General features: G+C 70.8%; 25 protein-coding genes. 17 read left to right on the top strand and 8 right to left on the bottom strand.

From position 1 onward, the window contains the following. Positions 1-2: 2 nt before the first annotated feature. Complete coding sequence (locus tag ACQPZF_RS35190; protein ID WP_433264477.1) at positions 3-1,373, bottom strand: amino acid permease; 1,371 nt, start codon at positions 1,371-1,373, stop codon at positions 3-5. A 56-nt stretch (positions 1,374-1,429) separates the two neighbouring features. Here ACQPZF_RS35190 and nucS point away from each other — a divergent pair, with 56 nt between their 5' ends. The 11 genes from nucS to ACQPZF_RS35135 all read left to right on the top strand — a co-directional run bounded on the left by nucS (position 1,430) and on the right by ACQPZF_RS35135 (position 12,617). Beyond that, a complete protein-coding gene (gene nucS, locus ACQPZF_RS35185; RefSeq protein WP_433264475.1) occupies positions 1,430-2,089 on the top strand; it encodes an endonuclease NucS in 660 nt (219 codons plus the stop codon). 267 nt (positions 2,090-2,356) lie between these two features. Beyond that, on the top strand, positions 2,357-2,722 hold the full coding sequence (locus tag ACQPZF_RS35180; RefSeq protein ID WP_433264473.1) for a hypothetical protein: 366 nt from the start codon (positions 2,357-2,359) through the stop codon (positions 2,720-2,722). Positions 2,723-2,932: 210 nt separating this feature from the next. Then, positions 2,933-4,618 (top strand): sodium:solute symporter family protein, encoded by a 1,686-nt coding sequence (locus tag ACQPZF_RS35175; RefSeq protein WP_433264471.1) that lies wholly within the window; start codon positions 2,933-2,935, stop codon positions 4,616-4,618. A gap of 11 nt (positions 4,619-4,629) precedes the next feature. Beyond that, a complete protein-coding gene (locus ACQPZF_RS35170; protein WP_433264470.1) occupies positions 4,630-4,881 on the top strand; it encodes a hypothetical protein in 252 nt (83 codons plus the stop codon). 232 nt (positions 4,882-5,113) lie between these two features. Then, positions 5,114-6,112 carry a hypothetical protein gene (locus ACQPZF_RS35165; RefSeq protein ID WP_433264468.1) on the top strand — a complete coding sequence of 333 codons (999 nt, stop codon included), beginning with the start codon at positions 5,114-5,116 and terminating at the stop codon, positions 6,110-6,112. A 73-nt stretch (positions 6,113-6,185) separates the two neighbouring features. Further along, entirely contained in the window at positions 6,186-7,691 is a 1,506-nt protein-coding gene (locus tag ACQPZF_RS35160) for an aldehyde dehydrogenase family protein (RefSeq protein ID WP_433264466.1), read from the top strand. Between the two features lie 56 nt (positions 7,692-7,747). Beyond that, on the top strand, positions 7,748-8,749 hold the full coding sequence (dhaK, locus tag ACQPZF_RS35155) for a dihydroxyacetone kinase subunit DhaK (protein WP_433274853.1): 1,002 nt from the start codon (positions 7,748-7,750) through the stop codon (positions 8,747-8,749). Then, positions 8,749-9,378, top strand: coding sequence for a dihydroxyacetone kinase subunit DhaL (gene dhaL / locus ACQPZF_RS35150; RefSeq protein ID WP_433264464.1), 630 nt, complete (start codon positions 8,749-8,751; stop codon positions 9,376-9,378). Before dhaK ends, dhaL begins: the two co-directional genes overlap by 1 nt. A gap of 37 nt (positions 9,379-9,415) precedes the next feature. Continuing rightward, the gene (gene dhaM, locus ACQPZF_RS35145) at positions 9,416-10,090 is read left to right on the top strand and encodes a dihydroxyacetone kinase phosphoryl donor subunit DhaM (RefSeq protein WP_433264462.1); all 675 of its coding nucleotides are present in this window, start codon (positions 9,416-9,418) and stop codon (positions 10,088-10,090) included. Between the two features lie 138 nt (positions 10,091-10,228). Next, positions 10,229-12,004, top strand: coding sequence for a 3-hydroxyacyl-CoA dehydrogenase family protein (locus ACQPZF_RS35140; RefSeq protein ID WP_433264460.1), 1,776 nt, complete (start codon positions 10,229-10,231; stop codon positions 12,002-12,004). Positions 12,005-12,041: 37 nt separating this feature from the next. Further along, positions 12,042-12,617: a DUF3558 family protein gene (locus ACQPZF_RS35135; RefSeq protein ID WP_433264458.1), complete on the top strand. Its 576-nt coding sequence runs from the start codon at positions 12,042-12,044 to the stop codon at positions 12,615-12,617. On the opposite strand, the gene ACQPZF_RS35130 is transcribed toward ACQPZF_RS35135, so the two are convergent. Both ACQPZF_RS35130 and ACQPZF_RS35125 read right to left on the bottom strand, forming a co-directional pair. After that, positions 12,614-12,820, bottom strand: coding sequence for an FmdB family zinc ribbon protein (locus ACQPZF_RS35130; RefSeq protein ID WP_433264456.1), 207 nt, complete (start codon positions 12,818-12,820; stop codon positions 12,614-12,616). The two genes, ACQPZF_RS35135 and ACQPZF_RS35130, sit on opposite strands and share 4 nt — an antisense overlap. A 4-nt stretch (positions 12,821-12,824) precedes the next feature. Continuing rightward, positions 12,825-13,184, bottom strand: coding sequence for a hypothetical protein (locus ACQPZF_RS35125; protein WP_433264454.1), 360 nt, complete (start codon positions 13,182-13,184; stop codon positions 12,825-12,827). A gap of 51 nt (positions 13,185-13,235) precedes the next feature. Here ACQPZF_RS35125 and ACQPZF_RS35120 point away from each other — a divergent pair, with 51 nt between their 5' ends. Both ACQPZF_RS35120 and ACQPZF_RS35115 read left to right on the top strand, forming a co-directional pair. After that, positions 13,236-13,529 carry a hypothetical protein gene (locus ACQPZF_RS35120; RefSeq protein WP_433264452.1) on the top strand — a complete coding sequence of 98 codons (294 nt, stop codon included), beginning with the start codon at positions 13,236-13,238 and terminating at the stop codon, positions 13,527-13,529. Positions 13,530-13,762: 233 nt separating this feature from the next. Beyond that, a complete protein-coding gene (locus ACQPZF_RS35115) occupies positions 13,763-14,518 on the top strand; it encodes an alpha/beta hydrolase (RefSeq protein ID WP_433264450.1) in 756 nt (251 codons plus the stop codon). On the opposite strand, the gene ACQPZF_RS35110 is transcribed toward ACQPZF_RS35115, so the two are convergent. The 3 genes from ACQPZF_RS35110 to ccrA all read right to left on the bottom strand — a co-directional run bounded on the left by ACQPZF_RS35110 (position 14,494) and on the right by ccrA (position 18,173). Further along, the gene (locus ACQPZF_RS35110; RefSeq protein WP_433264448.1) at positions 14,494-15,024 is read right to left on the bottom strand and encodes a GNAT family N-acetyltransferase; all 531 of its coding nucleotides are present in this window, start codon (positions 15,022-15,024) and stop codon (positions 14,494-14,496) included. The two genes, ACQPZF_RS35115 and ACQPZF_RS35110, sit on opposite strands and share 25 nt — an antisense overlap. A 471-nt stretch (positions 15,025-15,495) precedes the next feature. Beyond that, entirely contained in the window at positions 15,496-16,773 is a 1,278-nt protein-coding gene (locus tag ACQPZF_RS35105; protein WP_433264446.1) for a chromosome segregation protein, read from the bottom strand. A 68-nt stretch (positions 16,774-16,841) separates the two neighbouring features. Next, entirely contained in the window at positions 16,842-18,173 is a 1,332-nt protein-coding gene (gene ccrA / locus ACQPZF_RS35100; protein WP_433264445.1) for a crotonyl-CoA carboxylase/reductase, read from the bottom strand. A gap of 208 nt (positions 18,174-18,381) precedes the next feature. On the opposite strand from ccrA, the gene ACQPZF_RS35095 reads away from it, so the two are divergent. Next, positions 18,382-18,744: an SPW repeat protein gene (locus ACQPZF_RS35095; RefSeq protein WP_433264443.1), complete on the top strand. Its 363-nt coding sequence runs from the start codon at positions 18,382-18,384 to the stop codon at positions 18,742-18,744. 322 nt (positions 18,745-19,066) lie between these two features. On the opposite strand, the gene mce is transcribed toward ACQPZF_RS35095, so the two are convergent. Continuing rightward, a complete protein-coding gene (gene mce / locus ACQPZF_RS35090) occupies positions 19,067-19,516 on the bottom strand; it encodes a methylmalonyl-CoA epimerase (protein WP_433264441.1) in 450 nt (149 codons plus the stop codon). A 124-nt stretch (positions 19,517-19,640) separates the two neighbouring features. Here mce and ACQPZF_RS35085 point away from each other — a divergent pair, with 124 nt between their 5' ends. The 3 genes from ACQPZF_RS35085 to ACQPZF_RS35075 are packed head-to-tail and all read left to right on the top strand — an operon-like array spanning position 19,641 to position 22,376. Further along, positions 19,641-20,828 carry an acetyl-CoA C-acetyltransferase gene (locus ACQPZF_RS35085; RefSeq protein WP_433264439.1) on the top strand — a complete coding sequence of 396 codons (1,188 nt, stop codon included), beginning with the start codon at positions 19,641-19,643 and terminating at the stop codon, positions 20,826-20,828. A 4-nt stretch (positions 20,829-20,832) separates the two neighbouring features. Next, positions 20,833-21,798, top strand: coding sequence for a methylmalonyl Co-A mutase-associated GTPase MeaB (gene meaB, locus ACQPZF_RS35080; RefSeq protein WP_433264437.1), 966 nt, complete (start codon positions 20,833-20,835; stop codon positions 21,796-21,798). Next, complete coding sequence (locus ACQPZF_RS35075; protein WP_433264435.1) at positions 21,795-22,376, top strand: hypothetical protein; 582 nt, start codon at positions 21,795-21,797, stop codon at positions 22,374-22,376. The genes meaB and ACQPZF_RS35075 overlap by 4 nt, the downstream gene beginning before the upstream one ends. Here ACQPZF_RS35075 and ACQPZF_RS35070 read toward each other — a convergent pair. Then, positions 22,343-23,194 (bottom strand): arylamine N-acetyltransferase family protein, encoded by an 852-nt coding sequence (locus ACQPZF_RS35070; protein ID WP_433264433.1) that lies wholly within the window; start codon positions 23,192-23,194, stop codon positions 22,343-22,345. The two genes, ACQPZF_RS35075 and ACQPZF_RS35070, sit on opposite strands and share 34 nt — an antisense overlap. Positions 23,195-23,217 lie beyond the last annotated feature (23 nt).

The raw sequence follows: 23,217 nt of genomic DNA, 5'->3' as shown, positions 1-23,217 counted from the left end.
GATCACTCTCCCTGTGCCAACTCGGAGTGGCGCCGTCCGTACGCGAAGTACACCACCAAGCCCACCACGGACCAGAGACCGAAGGCCACCCAGGTGGCGGGTGCGAGGCCGGCCACCAGCAGCACGCACATGCCCAGCCCGAGCAGCGGCACCACCGGCACCCACGGCGTGCGGAACCCGCGCGGCAGATCCGGCCGGGTGCGGCGGAGCACCACCACGCCGACGTTGACCAGGCCGAATGCCACCAGCGTGCCGATGCTCGTGGCCTCCGCGAGCTGACCGAGCGGGACCAGCGCGGCCGGCACCGCGACCACGATCCCGACGATCAGCGTGTTCGCGGTGGGCACCCGCCTGGGCCCCACTCGGGCGAACACCCGCGGCACCAGGCCGTCGCGGGCCATCGCGACCAGCACCCGGGTCTGTCCATACAGGACGGTCAGGACGACGGACGCGATCGCGATCACCGCGCCCGCCGAGAGGACCGTCGCCGGCCAGCTCGCCTCGGTGAGCTGCTGGAGCACGGTCGCCAGCGAGGCGTCCGACCCCGTCAGCACGTCCACCCCGACCGCGCCCACGGCGGTCAGCGCCACCAGCACGTACACGACGGTCACGATCGCCAGCGAGATCACGATGGCGCGCGGCAGGTCCCGCTGCGGGTTCTTCGCCTCCTCACCGGCCGTGGAGGCGGCGTCGAAGCCGATGAAGGAGAAGAACACCAGCGAGGCGGCGCCCGTGATCCCGGCTATCCCGGCGGGGGCGAACGGCGTCATGTGCCGGGTCTGGAACCCGACCACCGCGACCGCCACGAAGAACAGCAGCACCGCGACCTTCAGCACGGTCGTCACGGTCGTGACCGCGGCGCTCTCCCGCACCCCGCCGAGCAGCACGCCCATCGCCAGCAGCACCACGACGGCGGCCGGCAGGTTCACCACGTCCCCGGACAGCGCCGCCGGCAGCGACACGCCGAGCGTGGCGTCCAGGAAGGCGTTGAGGTAACCGCTCCACCCCACCGCGACGGCCGCCACCGACACGCCGTACTCCAGCAGCAGGCACCACCCGCAGACCCACGCGACCAGCTCGCCGAGCGTGGCGTAGGTGTAGGAGTAGGCCGACCCGGACACCGGCACCGCGCCCGCGAGTTCCGCGTAGGACAGAGCGGAGAACAGCGCCGCCAGCGCGGCGACCGCGAACGACACCGCGACCGCCGGCCCGGCGACCGGCGTGGCCTGCCCGAGCACCACGAAGATGCCCGTGCCGAGCGTCGCGCCGACCGAGAGGGCGACCAGCGGCACCAGCCCGAGCGTGCGGCGCAACGGGGTGTGCGCGCTTTCGTCGGCGATCCGGTCGACCGGCTTGGTGCGGAGGAGGGACACGGCGCCCGACGGTACCTGCCGGTGGTCCGGCGTTCGCACCCCGTAGCCTGTCGGCCGTGCGCCTAGTCATCGCTCGCTGCCAGGTCGACTACATCGGACGCCTCACGGCCCATCTCCCGATGGCCCAGCGCCTGCTGCTGATCAAGGCCGACGGCTCGGTGTCCATCCACTCCGACGACCGCGCGTACAAGCCGCTGAACTGGATGAGCCCGCCGTGCTGGCTCATCGAGGACCCGGACATGTGGGTGGTGCAGAACAAGGCGGGCGAGAAGCTGGTCATCACGCTGGCCGAGGTGCTGCACGACTCGAAGCACGAGCTCGGCCCGGAGCCCGGTCTGGTGAAGGACGGGGTCGAAGCGGATCTGCAGAAGCTGCTGGCGGAGCACGTGACGACGCTGGGCGACGGCTGGACGCTGGTCCGCCGCGAGTTCCCGACCCCGATCGGCCCGGTCGACCTGATGTGCCGGGACGCGGGCGGCGGCTCGGTGGCGGTGGAGATCAAGCGCCGGGGCGAGATCGACGGCGTGGAACAGTTGACCCGCTACCTGGAACTGCTCAACCGCGACCCGCTGTTGGCCCCGGTGCAGGGCGTGTTCGCGGCGCAGCAGATCAAGCCGCAGGCCCGCACGCTGGCGGAGGACCGGGGCATCCGGTGCGTGATCCTGGACTACGACGCCCTGCGCGGCATCGAGTCCGACGAGTTCCGGCTGTTCTGAGCCTCCGGGCCCTGCACCTGGATGTCACGCGACAGGGTGAGTCGAAGGCTTTCCTGCTCCGGCGGTAAAAGCTCGGGAAACCCTAAAAGTGCGGTGATGCGAATGGTCCGCGGCGATTTCGAGAAAGCCTCGTAACGGTTTCGTCGCCATGGGTGTACGGGTGCGGTGTACGCCGTTCGGGTGCGTGGCATCACCGAATCCGCGATATACGCTGACGGCCCGGCAAATGGAGGGGTTGTGCGTAGACGAAGACCCGGTTCCGGCGCAGTGTCGCTCCTTGTCCTCCTCGCCGCGCTGACCGGCTGCGCGATGGAGGCCGCGGTCACCCCGTTGCCGGTCACGAGTTCCACGGTCGGTGCTCCGGCCGCCCACCTGGCCGCGTCGCCGATGTCCGGCAATGCCGGTGGAGAAATCCGGCTCAGCGGTGACGGATTCCCCGCCAACACGAGGGTCGTCTTCACCTTCCACGGCCGGCGCGTCGGCGATGCCACCACGGATGCCGCCGGCGGGTTCGCCGGGGCGGTGGTGCAGGTGCCGGAATCGTTCCGGGATTCCCCGCCGGGCACCCAGTTCCTGATCGGTGCGACCGGCGGGCCGTTCTACGCCGAGACGCCGTTCGTGCTGACCCGCTGACCGGCGCGGCCCCACCGAGGTCCACCCAGGTCTTCCGGCAGCCCCGTGTCGACTCGTCCCGGGGCGGCTTCCGCGCGCCCGCGTCCGCCGGGATCGGCGGCGGGTGGTTCAGATCGGCGAAGTCGCCGCGAGTGCACTACGGTCGGCGTGATCGGCTGTGCGGTAGTGTCTGATGTTGTTGGGCCTTGTTGAATACGGAGGTGGGCGACGGTGCCCGTGCTCGCCGAGGCGGATCTCCGGCTGGACGCCGGACCGCTCGACTACGCGCTGCTTGCGATCTACTTCGCGTTCGTCCTGGGCATCGGCTTCCTGGCCCGGCGCTCGGTGTCGTCCAGCCTGGACTTCCTGCTCTCCGGCCGCTCGCTGCCCGCCTGGGTCACCGGCCTCGCGTTCATCTCCGCCAACCTCGGCGCGATCGAACTGCTCGGCATGGCCGCCAACGGCGCCCAGTACGGCATGGCGACCGTGCACTACTACTGGATCGGCGCGATCCCGGCCATGGTCTTCCTCGGCCTGGTGATGATGCCGTTCTACTACGGCTCCAAGGTGCGCAGCGTCCCCGAGTTCCTGCGCCGCCGCTTCGGCAAGGGCGCGCACCTGGTCAACGCCATCAGCTTCGCCGTCGCGCAGGTGCTCATCGCGGGCGTCAACCTGTACGCGCTGGCGTTCCTGCTCAACCTGATGCTCGGCTGGCCGATCCCGCTGTCCGTGGTGATCGCCGCGCTGATCGTGCTCACCTACACCACGCTGGGCGGCCTGTCCGCCGCCATCTACAACGAGGTGCTCCAGTTCTTCGTGATCGTCGCCGCGCTGCTCCCGCTGACCCTCGTCGGCCTGCACAAGGTCGGCGGCTGGCAGGGCCTGGTGGACAAGGTGACGGCGGGCCCCGGCGGCGCGGAGCAGTTGTCCGCGTGGCCCGCGACCGAGCTGACCGGCATCCAGAACCCGGTGCTCAGCGTGCTCGGCATCGTGTTCGGCCTGGGCTTCGTGCTGTCGTTCGGCTACTGGACGACGAACTTCGCCGAGGTGCAGCGCGCGCTGTCGGCCAAGAGCATGTCCGCCGCCCGGCGGACGCCGATCATCGGCGCGTACCCGAAGGCGCTGATCCCGTTCGTGGTCATCATCCCCGGCATCATCGCGGCGCTGGTCGTGCCCGAGATGGAGGCGTTGAAGGCGGGTGACGCGAGTTCCGGCATCACGTACAACAACGCCCTGCCCGCGCTGATCGGCGAGCTGCTGCCCAACGGCATGCTCGGCATCGCGATCACCGGTCTGCTGGCGTCGTTCATGGCCGGTGTGGCGGCCAACGTGTCCTCGTTCAACACGGTCTTCACCTACGACCTGTGGCAGGACTACATCCGCAAGGACCGCCCGGACGAGTACTACCTGCGGATCGGCCGGCTCGCGACGATCGGGGGCACGCTGGTCGCGATCGGCACCGCGTTCCTGGCCGCCGGCTACGGCAACATCATGGACTACATCCAGGCGTTGTTCTCGTTCTTCAACGCGCCGCTGTTCGCCACGTTCATCCTCGCCATGTTCTGGAAGCGGATGTCCGCGGCGGCGGGCTGGATGGGCCTGGTCGCGGGCACGCTGGCGGCCGTGCTGGTGTTCGTGCTGGCCGAGACCGGGGTGGTGGACCTGCCCGGCCAGGGCGCGAGCTTCGTCGGCGCGGGCGCGGCGTTCGTGGTGGACATCGTGGTGAGCGTCGCGGTCACCGCGGTCACCCGGCCGGTGCCGGAGGAACGGCTGGTCGGGCTGGTGTACAGCCTGACGCCCAAGGAATCCCGACGGCACTCGGCGACCGGCGAGGACGCCGGCTGGTACCGCTCGCCCCTGCTGCTGGGCATCGGCGTGCTGGTGCTGACCATCGTGCTCAACATCATCTTCGGCTGAGGGAGGTCGTCATGGCGCACAAGGCCGGTCTGTTCGACCTGCGACTGGTGATCGCGGTGCTGTTCGGGCTGTACGGGGTGATCCTGGCGGTGGTCGGGCTCGGCTTCACCGACGAGACCGACCTGGCCAAGTCCGACGGGCTCAACATCAACCTGTGGTCCGGCGTCGGGATGGTGGCGCTGGCGGCGGTGTTCGCCGCGTGGACGTTCCTGCGGCCGATCGTGGTGCCGGACGCCGACGCCGGGGCCGACGCGAAGGGTTGACGCGAGCGTCGGGACGCCTACCGGCGCGGGTAGACGGGGTTGAAGGCTTCGACGGTCCAGCCGTCTAGCCAACGGACAGCGCGGCGGATGCGGTCGCGCACTCAGTGCTCCTCTCGGTGGGGGTTCAGCAGGTATAGCGCGACGATCGACTGAATCGTTCCCGAATAGGTTGGTGAGGTCGAACACAGGGTTTGTGTCACGGGCCGCGCGGGCGGTCGCTACCGTGCTTTCCGTGCCCCGCCTCGTCGCTGTCCTGTGCTGCGCGCTCCTCGTCGTGTCCGGCTGTGCCGGCGCGGACCTCACCAAGCACAAGCCGTACCCGCGCAGCACCATCCAGGCGAACGCGGAGAACGTCACCGAGACCAACGGGTCGACTCCGACGAACGTCCCGGGCGGGCAGCCGGCCGACCCGGCGTTCGCCGCCGACAAGCTGCGGTTGGTCGACCCGTGCAAGCTGTTCGACCGCAAGGTCCTCGAACAGCTCGGCACGCCCGGCGAGGTCTCGCCCACCGGGTTCAGCCGGTGCTCCAACTTCATGGAGGACAAGAACGGCAAGGACCTCGCGATCACCGTCGAGATCGGCCAGACCATGACCACCGAGCTGAAGAACGCCGACAAGCAGCTCGCCGGCCTCAAGAGCTACGAGCAGACCCTGGACACCAGCGCGTGCTTCGTCTCGGTGATCACCCAGGAGAAGCCCGCGCTCGGCCTGACCGTGCAGATCGGCTACAAGGACGGCGACGCCTGCGCGCCCGGCCGCAAGGTCGCCGAGTCCGTGGTCAGGCAGCTCAAGGAGCGGGTGGGCGTGAAGTCGCCGCCGAAGGACTCCCTGGTCGCGCTGGACCCGTGCGTGCTGGTGGACAAGGCCGTGGCGGACGCGGCGGTCGGCGCGGACCACCGGATCTTCCCGTACGGGCTGCACAACTGCTCGTGGGTGGCCGACAGCAAGGAGGTCTCGCTCGACCTGCGGTCGACCTACATTCCGAAGGACAACAAGTTCGACGCCAAGCAGACGGAGGTCGACCTCGGCAACGGGGTCACCGGCTACCAGCTCGCGAACACCGGCGCGTACCCGTCGTGCTCGGTGAAGTGGGTGCAGCGGTTGAACACCGGCGAGGAGGGCGAGCTGGCCGAGGTGAAGTCGTCGGGCCCGAAGAAGTCCGAGTTCGACCGGTGCGCGGTGGCGGTGGCGTTCGCGAAGGGTGTGCTGCCCAAGATCCCGAAGGGCTGAACGGGGGCTGACAGTTGCGCCGGTTACCCGTTACTGTCGGGTAACACCTTCGCGTACCTTGGAGGGCCGCCCCATGACCCAGACCGCTCCCGCCAAACCTTCGCGGCCCGACGACGAGCAGGCGCGGTTCGCCTCGCTCGACCCTCGCACGGGTGAGGTCGTCGCCCACCACCCGGTGCACGGCGAGACCGAGGTGCGCGCGGCGGTCGAGGCGGGCCGGACGGCGGCGGCCTTCTGGGCGGCGCTCGGGTTCGACGGCAGGCGGGCCAGGCTGGACGCGTGGCGGCGGGTCCTGGTCCGCCGGCTCGACGAGTTCCAGGCGCTGGTCAGCGCCGAGACCGGCAAGTCGGCTGACGACGCGCGCACCGAGCTGGCGCTGGTCATCGACCACCTGCACTGGGCGGCCCGGCAGGCGCCGAAGACGCTGGGCAGGCGCAAGGTCAAGCCCGGCCTGCTGATGTACAACCACGCGGCGACGCTGGAGTACCGGCCGCTGGGCGTGGTGGGCGTGATCGGGCCGTGGAACTACCCGGCGTTCACGCCGATGGGGTCCATCGCGTACGCGCTGGCCGCCGGCAACGCCGTGGTGTTCAAGCCGAGCGAGTACACGCCGGGCGTCGGGGTGTTCCTGGCCGACGCGTTCGCCGAGGTCGTGCCCGAGCACCCGGTGTTCCAGGTGGTGACCGGGTTCGGCGAGACCGGCGCGGCGCTGTGCGCGGCCGGTGTGGACAAGCTGGCGTTCACCGGGTCCACGCCGACCGGCAAGAAGGTCATGGCCGCGTGTGCCGCGACGCTGACGCCCGTGCTGGTGGAGTGCGGCGGCAAGGACCCGCTGATCGTGGCCGAGGACGCGGACGTCAACGCCGCCGCCGAGGGCGCGGTGTGGGGCGGGATCTTCAACGCCGGCCAGACGTGCGCGGGCGTGGAGCGGGTGTACGTCGCGGACGCCGTGTACGACGAGTTCCTGCGGCTCGTGGTGGCCAAGGCGGAGAAGCTGCGGCCCGGCGGCGAGCCGGACGCCGACTTCGGGCCGATCACCATGCCCCGGCAGGTGGAGGTCATCCGGTCGCACGTGGCCGACGCCCTGGACCGGGGCGGTCGCGCGGTGGTCGGCGGCCTGGAGTCGATCCGGCCGCCGTACGTCGAGCCGGTCGTGCTGGTGGACGTGCCGGAGGACTCCACGGCGGTGACCGAGGAGACGTTCGGGCCGACCCTCGTGGTGAGCCGGGTGGCCGACGCGGACGAGGGCGTGCGGCGGGCGAACTCGCTGGCCTACGGGCTGGGCGCGACGGTGTTCTCGCGCGACCGGGGCGAGGAGCTGGCGGCGAAGCTGCGCTGCGGGATGGTGTCGGTGAACTCCGTGCTGGCCTACGCCTCCGTGCCGGGCCTGCCGTTCGGCGGGGTGGGCGACTCCGGGTTCGGGCGCATCCACGGCGAGGACGGTCTGCGCGAGTTCACCTACGCGCACGCCGTGGCCCGCAAGCGCTTCGCGGCGGCGCTCAACCCGATGACGTACGAGCGCGGCTCGCGGACCATCAAGCACGTCCTGCGTCTCGTTCGGGTGCTCTACGGGCGCTGAGCGTTCCGCTTTCGCGTGGGGTAGGAATGTGGTGACCATCGGCGATGGAGGTCACCGTGAAGAAGATCATCAACGATCCGGCGACCGTCGTGGCGGACGCGCTGCGGGGCATGGCCCTCGCGCACGCCGACCTGCTGGACGTGCAGTACGACCCGGCGGTGGTGGTGCGCGCCGACGCGCCCGTGCCGCGCAAGGTCGCGGTGATCTCCGGCGGCGGGTCGGGCCACGAGCCGCTGCACGGCGGGTTCGTGGGGCGCGGGATGCTCGACGCGGCCTGTCCCGGCGCGGTGTTCACCTCGCCCACGCCGGACCAGGTGCAGGCCGCGGTGGAGCGCACCGACGGCGGCGCGGGCGCGCTGCTGATCGTGAAGAACTACACCGGCGACGTGCTGAACTTCGAGACCGCCGCCGAACTGGCCGCCGCCGAGGGCATCGAGGTGCGGTCGGTGGTGATCGACGACGACGTGGCGGTGAAGGACTCGCTGTTCACGGCCGGCCGCCGGGGCGTGGGCGGGACCGTGCTGCTGGAGAAGGTCGTCGGGGCCGCCGCCGAGCGCGGGGTGGACCTGGACGGCTGCGAGGCGTTGGCGCGCAAGGTGATCGGCCAGGTCCGCTCGATGGGTCTCGCGCTCACCTCGGGCACCGTGCCGCACGCCGGCGAGCCGAGCTTCGTGCTCGCCGACGACGAGATGGAACTCGGCATCGGCATCCACGGCGAACCCGGCCGGCAGCGGGTGCCGGTGGGCCCGGCCGACGCGCTGGTGCCGGCGCTGCTGGAGCCGATCCTGGAGGACCTGCCGTTCGGCGCGGGCGACCGGGTCCTGCTGTTCACCAACGGCATGGGCGGGACGCCGCTGCTGGAGCTGTACCTCGCGCACGGGATCGCCGAACGGCTGCTCGCCGAGCGCGGGATCGTGGTCGAGCGGCGGCTGGTCGGTCCGTACATCACGAGTCTGGAGATGCAGGGCATGAGCTTGACGCTGCTGAAGCTGGACGACGAGCTGGTCGAGCTGTGGGACGCGCCCGTGCGCACGCCCGCGCTGCGGTGGGGGCTGTGATGGGGTGCACGGCGGAACAGGTCGCGGAGGCGTTGCGGGCGGTGGCGCGGGTGGTCGCCGAGCACCGGGACGAGCTGGTGCGGCTCGACCGGGAGATCGGCGACGGCGACCACGGCGAGAACCTGCACCGGGGCTTCTCGGCGCTGGTGTCCACCCTGGACGAGGGGGTGCCGGAGACTCCGGGCGCGGTGCTGAAGCTGGCGGCGACCACGTTGATCTCGAAGGTCGGCGGGGCGGCCGGGCCGTTGTACGGGACGGCGTTCCTGCGTGCGGCCACGTCGGCGGGTGATGCGGCGGAGTTGGACGCTCCGGCGGTCGCCGGTGCTCTGCAGGCGGCGCTGGAGGGTGTCGTGGCGAGGGGCAAGGCCCAGGTCGGGGACAAGACGATGGTCGACGCGTTGACGCCCGCGGTGTCGGCGGCCCGGTCCGTCGCGGCTGCCGGCGGGGATGTGGCCGGGGTGTTGGCGGCGGCGGCGGAAGCGGCCGAGCAGGGCGCGGAGTCGACCGTGCCGTTGGTGGCGCGCAAGGGCCGGGCCTCCTACCTGGGAGAACGCAGTGCCGGGCACCTCGATCCGGGCGCTCGGTCGACGTCGTTGCTGCTGCGGACGCTCGCGGGGAGTGCGCGGTGATCGGGCTCGGTGGAGCGGGATCGGCGCGGAGGTCGTCATGATCGGGCTCGTGGTGGTGTCGCACAGCTTGCTGCTGGCCGACGGGGTGGCCGAGTTGGCCGGCCAGATGGCGCCGGACGTGCGGGTCGTGCCGTCCGGGGGCGACGGCTCCGGCGGGCTGGGCACCGACTACCTCGCGGTCGCCGAGGCCGTCTCGCAGGCCGATTCGGGCGAGGGCGTCGTGGTGCTGTTCGACCTCGGCAGCGCCAAGATGGTCGCCGAGATGGCGGCCGAGGAGTCCGCCGGTGAGGTGCTGGTGGTGGACGCGCCCCTGGTCGAAGGCGCGGTCGCGGCGGCTGTCGCGGCTCAGGGCGGGGCCGGTCTCGCGCAGGTCGCCGCCGCCGCTGCCGGTGAGGAGGCCGGGTCCGCTCGTGGTGAGGAGGCCGAGTCGGCGGCGTCCACCGAGGACGCTCTGCGCGAGGAGATCCTGCTGACCAACGAAGTCGGGCTGCACGCCCGTCCGGCGGCGTTGCTCGCGCGGTCGCTGGCCGGGCTGGACGCCCGGGTCGCCGTGCGGTTCGGCGACGAGGAGGCGGACGCGGCCAGCGTGCTCGCGCTGATGGGGCTCGGCGCGCCGGGAGGCGGCCGGATCGAGGTGACGGCGACCGGTCCCGACGCCGCCGAAGCCCTCCGCCGGGTGACCGACCTGGCGGCCCGCAAGTTCGACGAATGAGCCGGTGAGGCGGCTCTCTTGACCGTTGACTTGCTCGATCCGGATGGTGAAGCTCACGCGAACGACGCGTGATGGCCGTGGAATAGTCGGGCCCAAGTTACCGTCTGGTAGCCACTCCGCAGAGTGGGAGGTAGAGCAGTGACGCGCCAGTTCACCACGGTTGGAGTCGTCGGTCTCGGCACCATGGGCGCCGGCATCGCGGAAGTACTCGCCCGGACCGGCCTCACTGTCATCGCGGTGGACGTGGACGACGAGGGCCTCACCCGCGGTCGCGGCCACCTCGACCACTCCACCGGGCGCGCGGTGGCCAAGGGCAAGCTGGACGACGCCGGCCGCGCCGCGCTGCTCGACCGGATCAGCTACGCCACCTCGCTGGACGCGCTCGCGGACGCCGACCTCGTCATCGAGGCCGTGCCGGAGCGGATCGAGCTGAAGGCGCGGGTGTTCGCCGAACTGGACCGGATCTGCGGGCCGGACACGGTGTTCGCGTCCAACACGTCGTCGCTGTCGATCACCGAGATCGGCGTGCACACCGGACGTCCCGGCAAGGTCGTCGGCCTGCACTTCTTCAACCCCACCCAGGTGTTGAAACTGGTCGAGGTGATCCGCACGGTGGTCACCGAGCCGGACGTCGTGGCCGACGTGGTGGCGTTCGCCGAATCGCTCGGCAAGACGCCGGTCGTCATCGGCGACCGGGCCGGGTTCATCGCCAACGCGCTGCTGTTCGGCTACCTCAACCACGCCGTGCGGATGTACGAGACCCGTTACGCCACAAGGGAAGACCTCGACGCGGCGATGCGGTACGGCTGCGGCTACCCGATGGGACCGCTGGCGCTGCTCGACCTCATCGGCCTGGACACGGCGTACGAGATCCTGGACACGATGTACCACCAGTCGCGCAACCGGCTGCACGCCCCGGCCCCGCTGCTCAAGCAGATGGTCACGGCGGGTCTGCTGGGCCGCAAGAGCGGTCGCGGCTTCTACACCTACGACGGCCCGGACTCGCCGAACGTGGTGCCGGACGTGCTGACGCCCGTCGCCGCGTCCGCCGAGACCGCCACGCGGGAGGTCCGGCGGGTCGGCGTGATCGGCACCGGCACCATGGCCACCGGCATCGTGGAGGTGTTCGCCAAGCGCGGCTACGACGTCGTGCTGCGGGCCCGTTCGCGGGACAAGGCCGACGGCGCGCTGGGCAAGGTGCGCAAGTCGCTGGAGAAGTCGGTCGCCAGGGGCAGGCTGTCCGAGTCCGACCGGGACGCGGCGCTGGCCCGCATCACGCCCGCCGTGGAGTTCGAGCACCTCGCCGACTGCGACCTCGTGGTGGAGGCCGTCGCGGAGGAGTTGTCGGTCAAGAAGGCCGTGTTCGAGGCGCTGGACGAGGTGTGCAAGCCCGGCGCGGTGCTGGCGACGACGACGTCCTCGCTGCCGGTGATCGAGTGCGCGGCGGCCACCTCGCGCCCCGGTGACGTGGTGGGCCTGCACTTCTTCAACCCGGCGCAGGTGATGAAGCTGGTGGAGGTCGTGGAGACGATCTCCACATCGGCCGACGTCGTCGCCACCGCCCGGCGGGTGTGCCTGGACCTGGGCAAGCAGCCGGTGCACTGCGGCGACCGCGCCGGGTTCATCGTCAACGCGCTGTTGTTCCCGTACCTCAACGACGCGGTGAAGATGCTGGAGGCGCACTACGCGTCCGCCGACGACATCGACAACGCGATGAAGGTCGGCTGCTCGCTGCCGATGGGCCCGTTCGAGCTGCTCGACGTGGTGGGCCTGGACGTGTCGCTCGCCATCGAACGCACGCTGTACCTGGAGTTCCGCGAGGCCGGTTTCGCGCCCGCGCCACTGCTGGAGCACCTCGTGACGGCGGGGCGGCTCGGCCGCAAGACCGGCAAGGGCTTCCGCGACTACACCTGAGTGCCCGGGGGTTGCGCCGGTTTGGCATGGTGGACCCATGCGGCGTGCGGTTCTCTCGGTCCTGGTGGCAGCGCTCGGCCTGACGTCCGGCTGCGCGTACAAGGTGAACGGCACGCCGGTCTCGGCCGGCGTGCTCGACATCGAGCCACCGTTCTCGTCGACCTCCCCGACGTCGACCTCGGAGTCCGGCCCACCGGACGCCGACCCCGTCGGCGACATCTGCAAGCTGCTGACGTGGCAGGACCTGCCCTACGACGTGCGGGACAAGTCCGCCGGCCCGACGGACACCGGCTACGACCCGCAGTTCGACCAGTCGTGCAAGTGGCAGACGTCGGTGGACCGGCTCGACGTCGGCGTGACCCTGCGGTTCCGGGCCGGGCGGCCGATCACGCTGGAGCAGAGCAGCGGCGAGTTCGACCTGGGCGACCGGAAGGTCAAGTACTTCGACCGGACCACGGACACGTCCGTGCAGCCGTCCTGCGTGATGGTCATGGACTACGCGGGCGGCGGCATCGGCATCATCGTGATCGACGGCTCCTCGCGGTTCGGCGCGATCTGCGACCAGGGCAAGAAGGTCGCCGAGGTGCTCAAGGCGAAGGAACCGACCGGCTAACCGCAGCACCCGCCGCCGCAGCAACCGCCGCCACCGGTCTGCGGTGCGTCGGCGCCGACGCTGCCGAGACCGACCATGGACAGCAGCTTGACCGTGTCGTCGTGGCCCTGCGGGCAGTTGGCGGGCTCGGAGGCCTCGCTCATCGGCCGCTTGACGTCGAACGTCGACCCGCAGGACTTGCAACGGAACTCGTAGGTGGGCACGCGCCTATTGTGGCGGCTGCCTCGGCAGCAGCACCAGCGCGGGCACCACGGCCGCCGCGAGCGCCGAGATCAGCGTCAGCAACGGCAGCCCGTGCGCCCACCCGAGCCCGGCCGCGGCGGCGTGCGAACCCGCGAACGTCGCCACCCACGTCCGCGAGTAGGGCCGCACCAGCATGGTGACCAGCCCGGTGCCCGCCGTGACCAGCAGGATCGTGCACGAGGCCAGCAACATCCCCTGGTGCGGCCCGATCACCCGGTTCGCCGGCGCCACTTCCAAGAGACCGGCCCGCAACGCGGGCTGAACCATGACTCCCATCTCCAGTAACAACAGCACCCCGACCACAGCCCGCTGCCACCTGTTCACCCTGTGGACCGTAGGCGATCACGAATACCGATCGGGATACCCTGGTACCCCGTGCCCCGCCGCAACCGCCCGCACCGCTCCGACGGACCACCTCCCGTCGGCGGCCACGGGTGGGCACGGGCGGAGAACGCGCCGGACGGCGACTGGCTGGTCCGCGACATCTCGGGCACGGGCACGACGAAGACCTACCGCTGTCCGGGCTGCGACCACGAGATCAAACCGGGCACCCCGCACGTCGTGGCATGGCCCGCCGGTGACCACGGCTCGGTGGCCGACCGCCGTCACTGGCACCGGAACTGCTGGGCATCCCGCACCCGCCGAGGCCCGACACCCCGCCGCTGGTGACGCCCGCAGGCTGTCGGCAGCGGTCGCCGACTGCTGGCTGTCGTCGGCGGCTGTGGGCAGTTGTGGGCGGCTGTCGGCCAACGATGGGCAGCAGGGGGCGACCGGTGGGCGGCACCGGCGTTCGGGAGACCGGACCGACCGGATAGGCATTTCGTATCGGTCGCCTGCCCGCGTCGGGTCGAGTGCGTCACTCCCGGCCTGACGCCGCCCCCTTCGGTGGCAGGATCGGTGGCGTGGGTGACGCCGCTGTCCGGATCTCGGCCAACACCGTGCTGCCCGCTCGGCGGGAGGACGTCACGCTGGTCACCGCCGACGGCTTGCGGCTGGTGGGGGAGTTGGCGTCGCCGGTCGAGCGGCCGGCTCGGGCGACGGTGGTGCTGTTGCACCCGTTGCCCACGCACGGCGGCATGATGGACTCCCACCTGTGTCGCAAGGCGGCTTGGCGGTTGCCCGCGTTGGCGGACATCGCGGTGTTGAGGTTCAACACCCGTGGCACCGTCAGCGAGGCAGGGCGCAGTGAGGGCAGCTTCGACAACGCCGTCGGCGAGCGGTTCGATGTGGCCGCTGCCCTGGCGTTCGTCGCCGACCGCGGACTGCCCGACGTGTGGCTGGTCGGGTGGTCGTTCGGCACCGATCTCGCGTTGATGCACGGGTGTGACCCGTGCGTTGTGGGTGCGATCCTGATATCACCTCCGTTGCGGTGGAGCAGGTCCGAGCACCTGGCTCGGTGGGTGGACAAGCGGGTGGTGTGCCTGGTGCCGGAGTTCGACGACTTCCTGCCGCCGACCGAGGCCAGGCGGCGGTTCGGCGCGGACATCCCGACCGCGGACGTGATCGACTTCCCCGGCGCCGGGCACCTCATGGTCGGGCAGTCCGACGAGGTGCTCGACGCGATCGTGTCCACGGCCCTGCCCGAGGTGCCCACGCCGTTGCCGCGCACCTGGTCCGGCCCCTGCGAACAGCGTCAGGTGACCATCGTCGCCTCCTGACGCCGGTAGACCAGCACCGGACCGTCGACCGTGATGCTGTCGCCCGCGTGCGCGAAGCCCAGCTTCTCCGCGACGCGCTGGGAGGGCGTGTTGTCGAGGTCGGTGATGATCACCACTGGCCGATCGGGCCGCACCCGGTCCGCCCACTCGATGGCCGCGCGCGCCATCTCGGGGGCGTAACCCCGGCCCCAGTGTTCGGGGCGGAACCGGTAGAACAGGTTGAGCGTCGGCTCGCCGTCCAGCTTGTGGTGGCGCAGGCCGCCGAAACCGATGACCTCGCCGGTCGACGGCAACTCCACCGCCCAGTACCCGATGCCGTCGAGCGCCCAGCGGGCCTGCCACTCCGCCAGCATGTCGGCCGTTTCCTCCGGGGAGGGCGGGCCGGCCGGGTTGAAGCGGTTGGTCACCGGGTCGGACAGGACGGCTATCGCGGCACGCAGGTCACCCGGGCCGACCCGCCTGAGCAGGAGCCGGTCGGTGTGGATCACATCCGGGTTGGAGGTCATGCCACGACGGTAGCGAGGGGGTACGACAATTCCGGGGTGCGGAGCTTCCGCTGGTGCTGCTGCACGCGTTCCCGGTTCGACTTCCGGATGTAGGACGGGTGCGGGCTGCGGTGGGGTCGGATGTCGTCGCATCGCTATGGCGTTGGGCTGTCACCCGAGTGGGTGGCCGGGTTGTTGCTGGCCGTCGGATGGGGACGAAGAGCGCGCTCGCCGCTGGGCTGGCCGCCAAGGATGATCACAAGAGCAGGACTCGGGCGTCGTGTCATCCCCGTATGGCCTGGTCAAAGACCACCACCCTTTTCCTGGGGATGCAAGCGAAGTGCGTGCTTGCATCCCCAGGAAAAGCGCGGTTCCCTGCGGGCAGGCCATACGGGGATGACACGCAGCCCAGCTCGAGGTGTGCGCGCTGCGCGCGCCTCGGCTTTACGTGCGGAGTGCGCGGTGGCTGGTGTGGCCTGTGCCGAAGATTGGTTAGCGTTTGCCGCTTCGGGCCTTGGGGGGTGTTGGCCGCGCGATTTTTTGCGTCGGGCCGTCTGGTGCTGGTTGCGGCTTGTTGTCGGCGGGAGGCGACTGGGTGCCGGTGCCGGCTTGTTGAGGGGTTTGTGGCTGGGTGGTCGGCGTGCCCTGTTGTTGGGGTGCCGGTTGGCCCTGGGTGGTGGGTTGGCCCTGGGTGCTCGCCTGTTGCGGCTGGTTGGTGGGGGTTTCGCCCTGGTTCTGCTGTGGCGCCTGTTGCTGCGCCGACGGCGGGCGTTCCTCTTCCAGGGGGTCCAGCAGAGGCGTTACCTCGTGGAGGGCTGTGCGTACCCCGTGTAGTTGCTGGGACAGGCGGTTGCGGAGTTGTTTCAGGGCTTCTACCTTGTGGGCCGCTTGGGTTACGCGGCGGTTCGATTCTTCTGTTGCTTCTCGCACTCGGCGGTTTGCCTCGTCCGTTGCTTCTTGGACCCTGGCTGTCGCCTCGCTGAGCGAGTCGTGCCGGCGGCGGTTGGCCTCTTCGGTCGCCTCGCGGACCAGGCGTTGCGCTTCCGCGTTGGACGCTGCCTGTTCCTGGGCGATCTGGGCTCGTACCCTGGCCGCTTCCTCGGCTGCCTCGCGGACTCGGCGGTCGGCTTCCGCCTTGCTCGACGCCTCTTGTTCGGCGAGCATCTTCATCGACTCGACGCGGCGGGCCGCCATCGCGATTTCGAAGTCCTCTTCGACCGTCGTGCGGCGTTGGAGGGATTCCTCGTCCAGTTTGGCAGCCGTGTCGCGGGATTCGCCTACGATGCGCTCCGCCTCGGCGCGGGCCGTTTCCAGGACGCCTCGGTGTTCGGCTTCCATCTCCGTGCGGCGCTGGTCGAGTTCCGCGATCAGCTTCTCGTACCGGGTGCGCAGCACCGCCGCGTCGGACTCGGCCTTCGCGCGGATGTGGCTGCCCTCGGCTTCGGCGCGGGCCTTGATCTCGTTGGCCTCGTCCTGGGCCAGGCGGAGCATGCGCTGCAGGCGCTCGCTCAGACCCTCCAGGGTCGTCGGTGGCAGGGAGAGGCGTTCCACCTGGCCGCGCAGTTCCGCGATCTCCGACCTCGCCGCTTCGAGCTGGCGGGTCAGGTCGTTCGTCTGCGACACCGCCGCGTCGCGGTCGGCCGCGAGCAGCCTCAGATCCGAGTCGAGGCGTTCCAGGTGGTCCTCGACCTGCGCGCGGTCGTAGCCGCGTTTGACGATGTCGAAGCCGGATCCCAGGGGGACGAGGTCACGGTCGTCGGCGAGGCCCATGGGGGTCACGCTACCCGTTCCGGTCGTGCGGGTGGGAACCTGCCACCCGCACGACCAGACGTTTTTCTTTACACGCCCCGGAAACGGTTGATCTCGGTCAGGTGGGCCGCGCGCCGCTCGTGGTCGAGGACGCCCAGGCCCTCCTCCGGCGCCAGGCACAGCACGCCGACCTTGCCCTGGTGCGCGTTGCGGTGCACGTCGTACGCCGCCTGGCCGGTGTCCGCCAACGAGTACACCTTGGACAGTGTCGGGTGGATCTTCCCCTTGGCGACCAAGCGGTTGGCTTCCCACGCCTCGCGGTAGTTCGCGAAGTGCGAGCCGATGATCCGCTTGAGGTGCATCCACAGGTAGCGGTTGTCGTACTGGTGCATGAACCCGCTGGTGGACGCGCACGTGACGATGGTGCCGCCGCGCTTGGTGACGAACACCGACGCGCCGAACGTCTCGCGGCCGGGGTGCTCGAACACGATGTCCGGGTCGTCGCCGCCGGTCAGCTCGCGGATCTTCGCGCCGAGGCGCTTCCACTCCTTCGGGTCCTGCTCGTGCTCGTCCTTCCAGAACTTGAAGCCCTCGGCGCTCCGGTCGATGATCAGCTCCGCGCCCATCCGGCGGCAGATCTCCGCCTTCTCGGGCGACGACACCACGCAGATCGGCGTCGCGCCGCCGTTGAGGGCGAACTGGGTGGCGTACGAGCCGAGGCCGCCGGACGCGCCCCAGATGAGCACCGTGTCGCCCTGCTTCATGTTCGCGCCGTTGGTCGACACGAGCTGCCGGTACGCGGTCGAGTTGACCAGGCCGGGGGCCGCCGCCTCCTCCCACGTGAGGTGCCTGGGCATCGGCATGAGCTGGTTCGCCTTGACCAGCGCCACCTCGGCCAGGCCGCCGAAGTTGGTCTCGAAGCCCCAGATCCGCTGCTCCGGGTCCAACATGGTGTCGCTGTGCCCGTCCGGGTGCTCCAACTGCACGTCCAGGCAGTGCGCGACGACCCGGTCGCCGGGCTTCCACACGTTCACGCCGGGCCCGGTGCGCAGGACGACGCCCGCCAGGTCGGAGCCGACCACGTGGTAGGGCAGGTCGTGCTTGGCCGACTCCGGCGAACTCTTGCCGTACCGCTTGAGGAAGCCGAACGTGGACATCGGCTCGAAGATCGACGTCCACACGGTGTTGTAGTTGATCGCCGACGCCATCACGGCGACCAGCGCCTCGCCAGGCCCCAGTTCGGGCGTCGGCACCTCGTCGACGTGCAGCGACTTGCGCGGGTCCTTGTCCCTGGTCGCGACGCCTTCGAACAGCTCGACCTCGTCGGCGTGCACCGTGACGCCCCGGTAGGTCTCCGGTACGTCCAGCGATCCGATCGCGTCCAGTTCGTCGGCGAGGATCGCATCGAGGATCTTCTGCACGGCGTTCCCTCCCAATCGGGGGTGGCTCGGGATTGCGGCGTTGGACGCAGGTCCACGCAGGTTGCCGGAGGTTACCCACGGGTAACCGATTCAGAACCCGCGCTGTGAGGCATTGCACTGGGGTTTCGCCCGATCGGCCAATCTTGACCGCTCGGCCGGCCGGGCGGAGCATCGGGTACGTCCGAATTCCAGGACGGAGGTACAGGTCATGACCAAGGCGTGGACCAGGTGGCAGGACTGGGCGGAAGTCGTCATCGGCGCGCTCGTGCTGCTGTCGCCCCTCGTGGTGGAGACCTCCACCGCGGCCATGTGGACGATGATCGTGCTCGGAGCGCTGATCGCCATCGACGGCCTCGCGTCGCTCGCGATGCCCGCCATGGTGTACGGCGAGTGGTTCCAGGTGGTCCTCGGTGCGCTGCTGTTCATCTCGCCGTGGGTGATGGGCTACAGCGACCTGATGGCGGCTTCGTGGGTGTCGTGGGTCGGCGGCGTCCTCACGGTCATCGCCGGTGCGATGGCCATGCCCGCCGCGAACGCCGCGCACAGCGGCCTACCCGCAAGCTCACATTGACCCACCCGCAGGCTCACAGCGGCCTATCCCGCAGCGGCCACGCCGCAGCTCCGGCGCCCAACCCGCAGCGGCCTACCCGCAGGCTCACATTGACCGACCCACAGCGGCCACGCCGCAGCTCCAGCGCCCAACCCGCAGCGGCAACGCCGCACTGTCAGCACCCAACCCGCAGGCTCGCGTTGAACCGGGCGGGGCCGCGTCGGTCGTCCGGCGACCCTTTCGAGCCGATCACGCCTTTCGATCGGCTCGAAACGGGCGGCGGACGGCCGACTTCCAGGCGGCCCCGCCCCGCCCCGGCGGAGCCGGGGCAATCCAACACAGTTCAGTGACCGGGCGCGGCCGGTTCCACGAGTTCCACCAGCACGCCGCCGGCGTCCTTCGGGTGCACGAAGTTCACCCGGCTGTCGGACGTCCCGCGCCGCGCCTCCTCGTAGAGCAGGCGCAGACCCCTGGCCCGCAAGGCCGCCGCCGCGGCGTCCACATCGGACACCCGGTAGGCCAGTTGCTGGAGGCCCGGCCCGGAGCGGCCGATGAACTTCGCGATGGTCGACTCCGGGGTGAGCGGCGCGAGCAACTGCACGGCGGTCCCGTCGCCGGGGTCGCCGGGAGCGCGCAGCATCGCCTCGCGGACGCCCTGCTCCTCGTTCGTCTCCTCGTGCTCGACCACCAGGCCGAAGTGCTCCCGGTGGAACGCGATCGCGGCGTCGAGGTCGGGCACGGCGATCCCTACGTGGTCGATGGCGGTCACCAGGCCGCGGAGTTCCTCGTGCATGGCTGGGACAGTAGTTGCCGAATCGGTGCAGGTGCCGCTGTGCGACGCCTCACAGGCTACCGATCGGTAACGCTGGGTATCGTAGCCGGTTAACAACCGCTTACACATGCTCGTGGAGGCCGATGTGTCCGGTTCCGTCATCGTCGCCGGGGCTCGTACCCCGATGGGGCGACTGCTCGGATCGTTGAAGGACTTCTCCGGCGCCCAGCTCGGCGGCGTCGCGATCAAGGCGGCGCTGGAGCGGGCCGGCGTCGCGCCCGAGCAGGTCCAGTACGTGATCATGGGGCAGGTGCTCACCGCCGGCGCGGGCCAGATCCCGGCCCGCCAGGCCGCGGTGAACGCGGGCATCCCGATGTCCGTGCCCGCCTTGACCGTCAACAAGGTGTGCCTCTCCGGCATCGACGCGATCGCGCTGGCCGACCAGCTCATCCGCGCCGGCGAGTTCGACATCGTGGTCGCGGGCGGCCAGGAGTCGATGACCCAGGCCCCGCACCTGCTGCCCAAGTCGCGCGGCGGCTACAAGTTCGGCGACGTGACGCTCCAGGACCACATGTCCCTGGACGGCCTGTTCTGCGCCTTCGACCAGGTCGCGATGGGCGCGTCCACCGAGAAGCACAACTCCCGCTACAACCTGACCCGTGAGGAGCAGGACGCGTTTGCCGCCCGGTCCCACCAGCTCGCCGCCAAGGCCGTCGGGAACGGCGTGTTCGCCGAGGAGATCGCCCCGGTCGAGGTCCCGCAGCGCAAGGGCGACCCGGTCCTGGTCGACACGGACGAGGGCGTGCGCGGCGACACCACCGTCGACACGCTGGCCAAGCTGCGTCCCGCGTTCGCCTCCGACGGCACGATCACGGCCGGCTCGGCGTCGCAGATCTCCGACGGCGCGGCGGCCGTCGTCGTGATGAGCAAGGCCAAGGCCGAGGAGCTGGGCCTGACCTGGCTGGCCGAGATCGGCGCGCACGGCGTCGTCGCCGGCCCGGACGCGAGCCTGCACGAGCAGCCCGCGAACGCGATCAAGGCCGCCTGCGCCAAGGAGGGCATCGACCCGGCCGACCTGGACCTGGTCGAGATCAACGAGGCGTTCGCCGCGGTCGGCGTCGTCTCCACCAGGCAGCTCGGGATCTCCGAGGACAAGGTCAACGTCAACGGCGGCGCGATCGCGCTGGGTCACCCGATCGGCATGTCGGGGGCCCGGATCGCCCTGCACCTCGCCCTGGAGCTCAAGCGCCGCGGTGGCGGCGTGGGCGCCGCCGCCCTGTGCGGCGGCGGCGGTCAGGGCGACGCCCTGATCGTGCGGGTGCCTAAGGTCTGACGGTGTGGTCCGCACCGTTGACGTCGCAGAGCTGGTCGACCGCGCGCGTGAAGGGCAACCGCGCGCGGTCGCCAGGCTGATCTCGCTGGTCGAGGACGCCAGTCCGCAGCTCCGCGAAGTCGCGCGGGCGCTCGCGCCGTTCACCGGGAACGCGCAGGTCATCGGGTTGACCGGGGCGCCGGGGGTGGGCAAGTCGACGTCCACGTCGGCCCTGGTCGCGGCTTACCGGGAACGCGGCAAGCGGGTCGGCGTGCTGGCGGTCGACCCGTCCTCGCCGTTCTCCGGCGGCGCGTTGCTGGGCGACCGGGTGCGGATGGGCGAGCACGCCACCGACCCCGGCGTGTTCATCCGGTCGATGGCCACCCGGGGCCACCTGGGCGGGCTGTCCTGGGCCACGCCGCAGGCGTTGCGGGTGCTGGACGCCGCGGGCTGCGACGTCGTGCTGGTCGAGACGGTCGGCGTGGGGCAGTCCGAGGTGGAGGTCGTGTCGCTGGCCGACACCACCGTGGTGCTGCTCGCGCCCGGCATGGGCGACGGGGTCCAGGCCGCGAAGGCGGGCATCCTGGAGATCGCCGACGTGTTCGTGGTGAACAAGGCCGACCGGGACGGCGCGGACACCACCGCGCGGGACATCAAGCACATGATCTCCCTCGGCCGGCGGGAACGGACCGAGGTTCTGTGGCGGCCACCGGTGGTGAAGACCGTGGCGTCGCGCGCGGAAGGCGTCGCCGACGTCGTGGACGCGATCGACGCCCATCGGACGTGGCTGCACGAGCACGGTGAGCTGGACCGACGGCGGGCGCGGCGGGCTGCCGGCGAGATCGAGGCCATCGCGCTCGAACGGCTGCGTGCCAGGTTCGGGGACCTCCGGGGCGGGGCAGCCGTGGAGACCTTGGCGAACCGGGTCGTGGCGGGTGAGCTGGACCCCTACGCTGCGGCTGACCAGTTGGTCGAGGGGGTGGGCGCGTGACACCGGTCGTCATCGACATCGGCACGCGGGACACCCGGCGGGTGCTGATCGGCGGCACGGTGGCCGGTGTCCTGGGCCTTTTGGCCCTGTTCGGGGCGTTTTCGGCGTATGCGGACGGCTCCGGCGTCGGCGGGACGATCGCGCTGGTCATCGGCGTGGTGTTCACCGGCATCGGGGTGCTGGCGGTGGTGAACTGGAAGAAGGTGTCCCGGCCGCGCAAGCTGGTGTTCGAGCCGCCGGGCGTGCGGTGGGACGACCCGCAGGGCGCGGCGTGGGCCGTGCCGTGGCCGGACCTGGGCGCGGTGCGCATCTCGCGCACGCGGGAAAGGGTCGTGCAGTTGGCCGACGCGTTGACCCGCCGGACGATGGTCCGGCTGGACCTGCTGCCGGCCGATCCCGCCGCGTTCCGCGCGAGGCACCCCGGCATGGCGCACCTGGTCCGGCCGGACGGGACCTACCGGCTGCCGCTGGGCGACGCGGCCAACCTGGTCCCGGTCGTCGAACGGGCCGTGCTCACCTTCGCGCCCCACCTGTACCGGGGGATTCAGGACGAGGGGTTCACGGTCGGGTTGACGTGAGCCTCGTGCTGCGCGTACGCCTTGCGCCACAACGCTTCCCGCTCGTCGGCCGAGAACGTGAGCCCGAAGACGTCGGCGAGGGCCTGGAACCACTCGCCGGGTGACTCCAGCACCGTCTTCTTGTTCGTGTCCTCGGTGCGGGTCAGCGTCAGCGCCCGCAGGGTGTCCCAGCCCGACGCGTCGGTGCGCTGCACCCCGAACGTGCGCACGAAACCCGACTCCGGTGACGTGGACAGGAACACGTGCCGTTCCGCGAAGTCGGACATCTCGGCCGGATCGGGCACGAAGTCCATCGCGTGCAGGCTGCCGCGCGGGTCGTGCTCCAGCCGCCAGCCGCCGGGCGCGATCCGTGACGGGAGCAGCCGGAGCGTGAACGGGCCCTGCCGGTGGTCGCCCTCGCGCAGGGGCAGCGGGGAGTGCAGGCCGTCGCCCAGGCCCACGTCGACCAGCCACACGTCGTCCGAGTCGGGCAGGTCGCGCACGGTCAGCGCCAAGTGGTGCCGGTTGATCACGAGTTCGGCGTCCGGCGTCATCTGCACGCCGGCCCGATGCCTGGTCACGTGGTAGCCGAGCGCCCGGAGCACCTCCGCGAACGCCCCGTTCAGGTGGAAGCAGTACCCGCCCCGGCCACGCCGGATCCGGGACAGGGACTCGCGCGGGTCGAGGGACGTCACCCGACCGAGTTGGATCTCCACCGTCTCATACGGGACGCGCTCCACCCAGGCCTGGTGCAGCCGGGTCAGCGCCGCCGCGCTCGGGGGTTCCGCGCTGGTCAGGCCCACTCTGCGGAGCAGAGAGAGTAGGTCTTGTGAAGCCATCTAATAAATCCCCCATCCGGGTG

This window comes from Actinosynnema sp. CS-041913 (genome assembly GCF_050942485.1).
GTDB lineage: Bacteria > Actinomycetota > Actinomycetes > Mycobacteriales > Pseudonocardiaceae > Actinosynnema.
The sequence above is the reverse complement of the archived record's forward strand: the minus strand, read 5'-3'. Positions and strand labels throughout refer to the sequence as shown.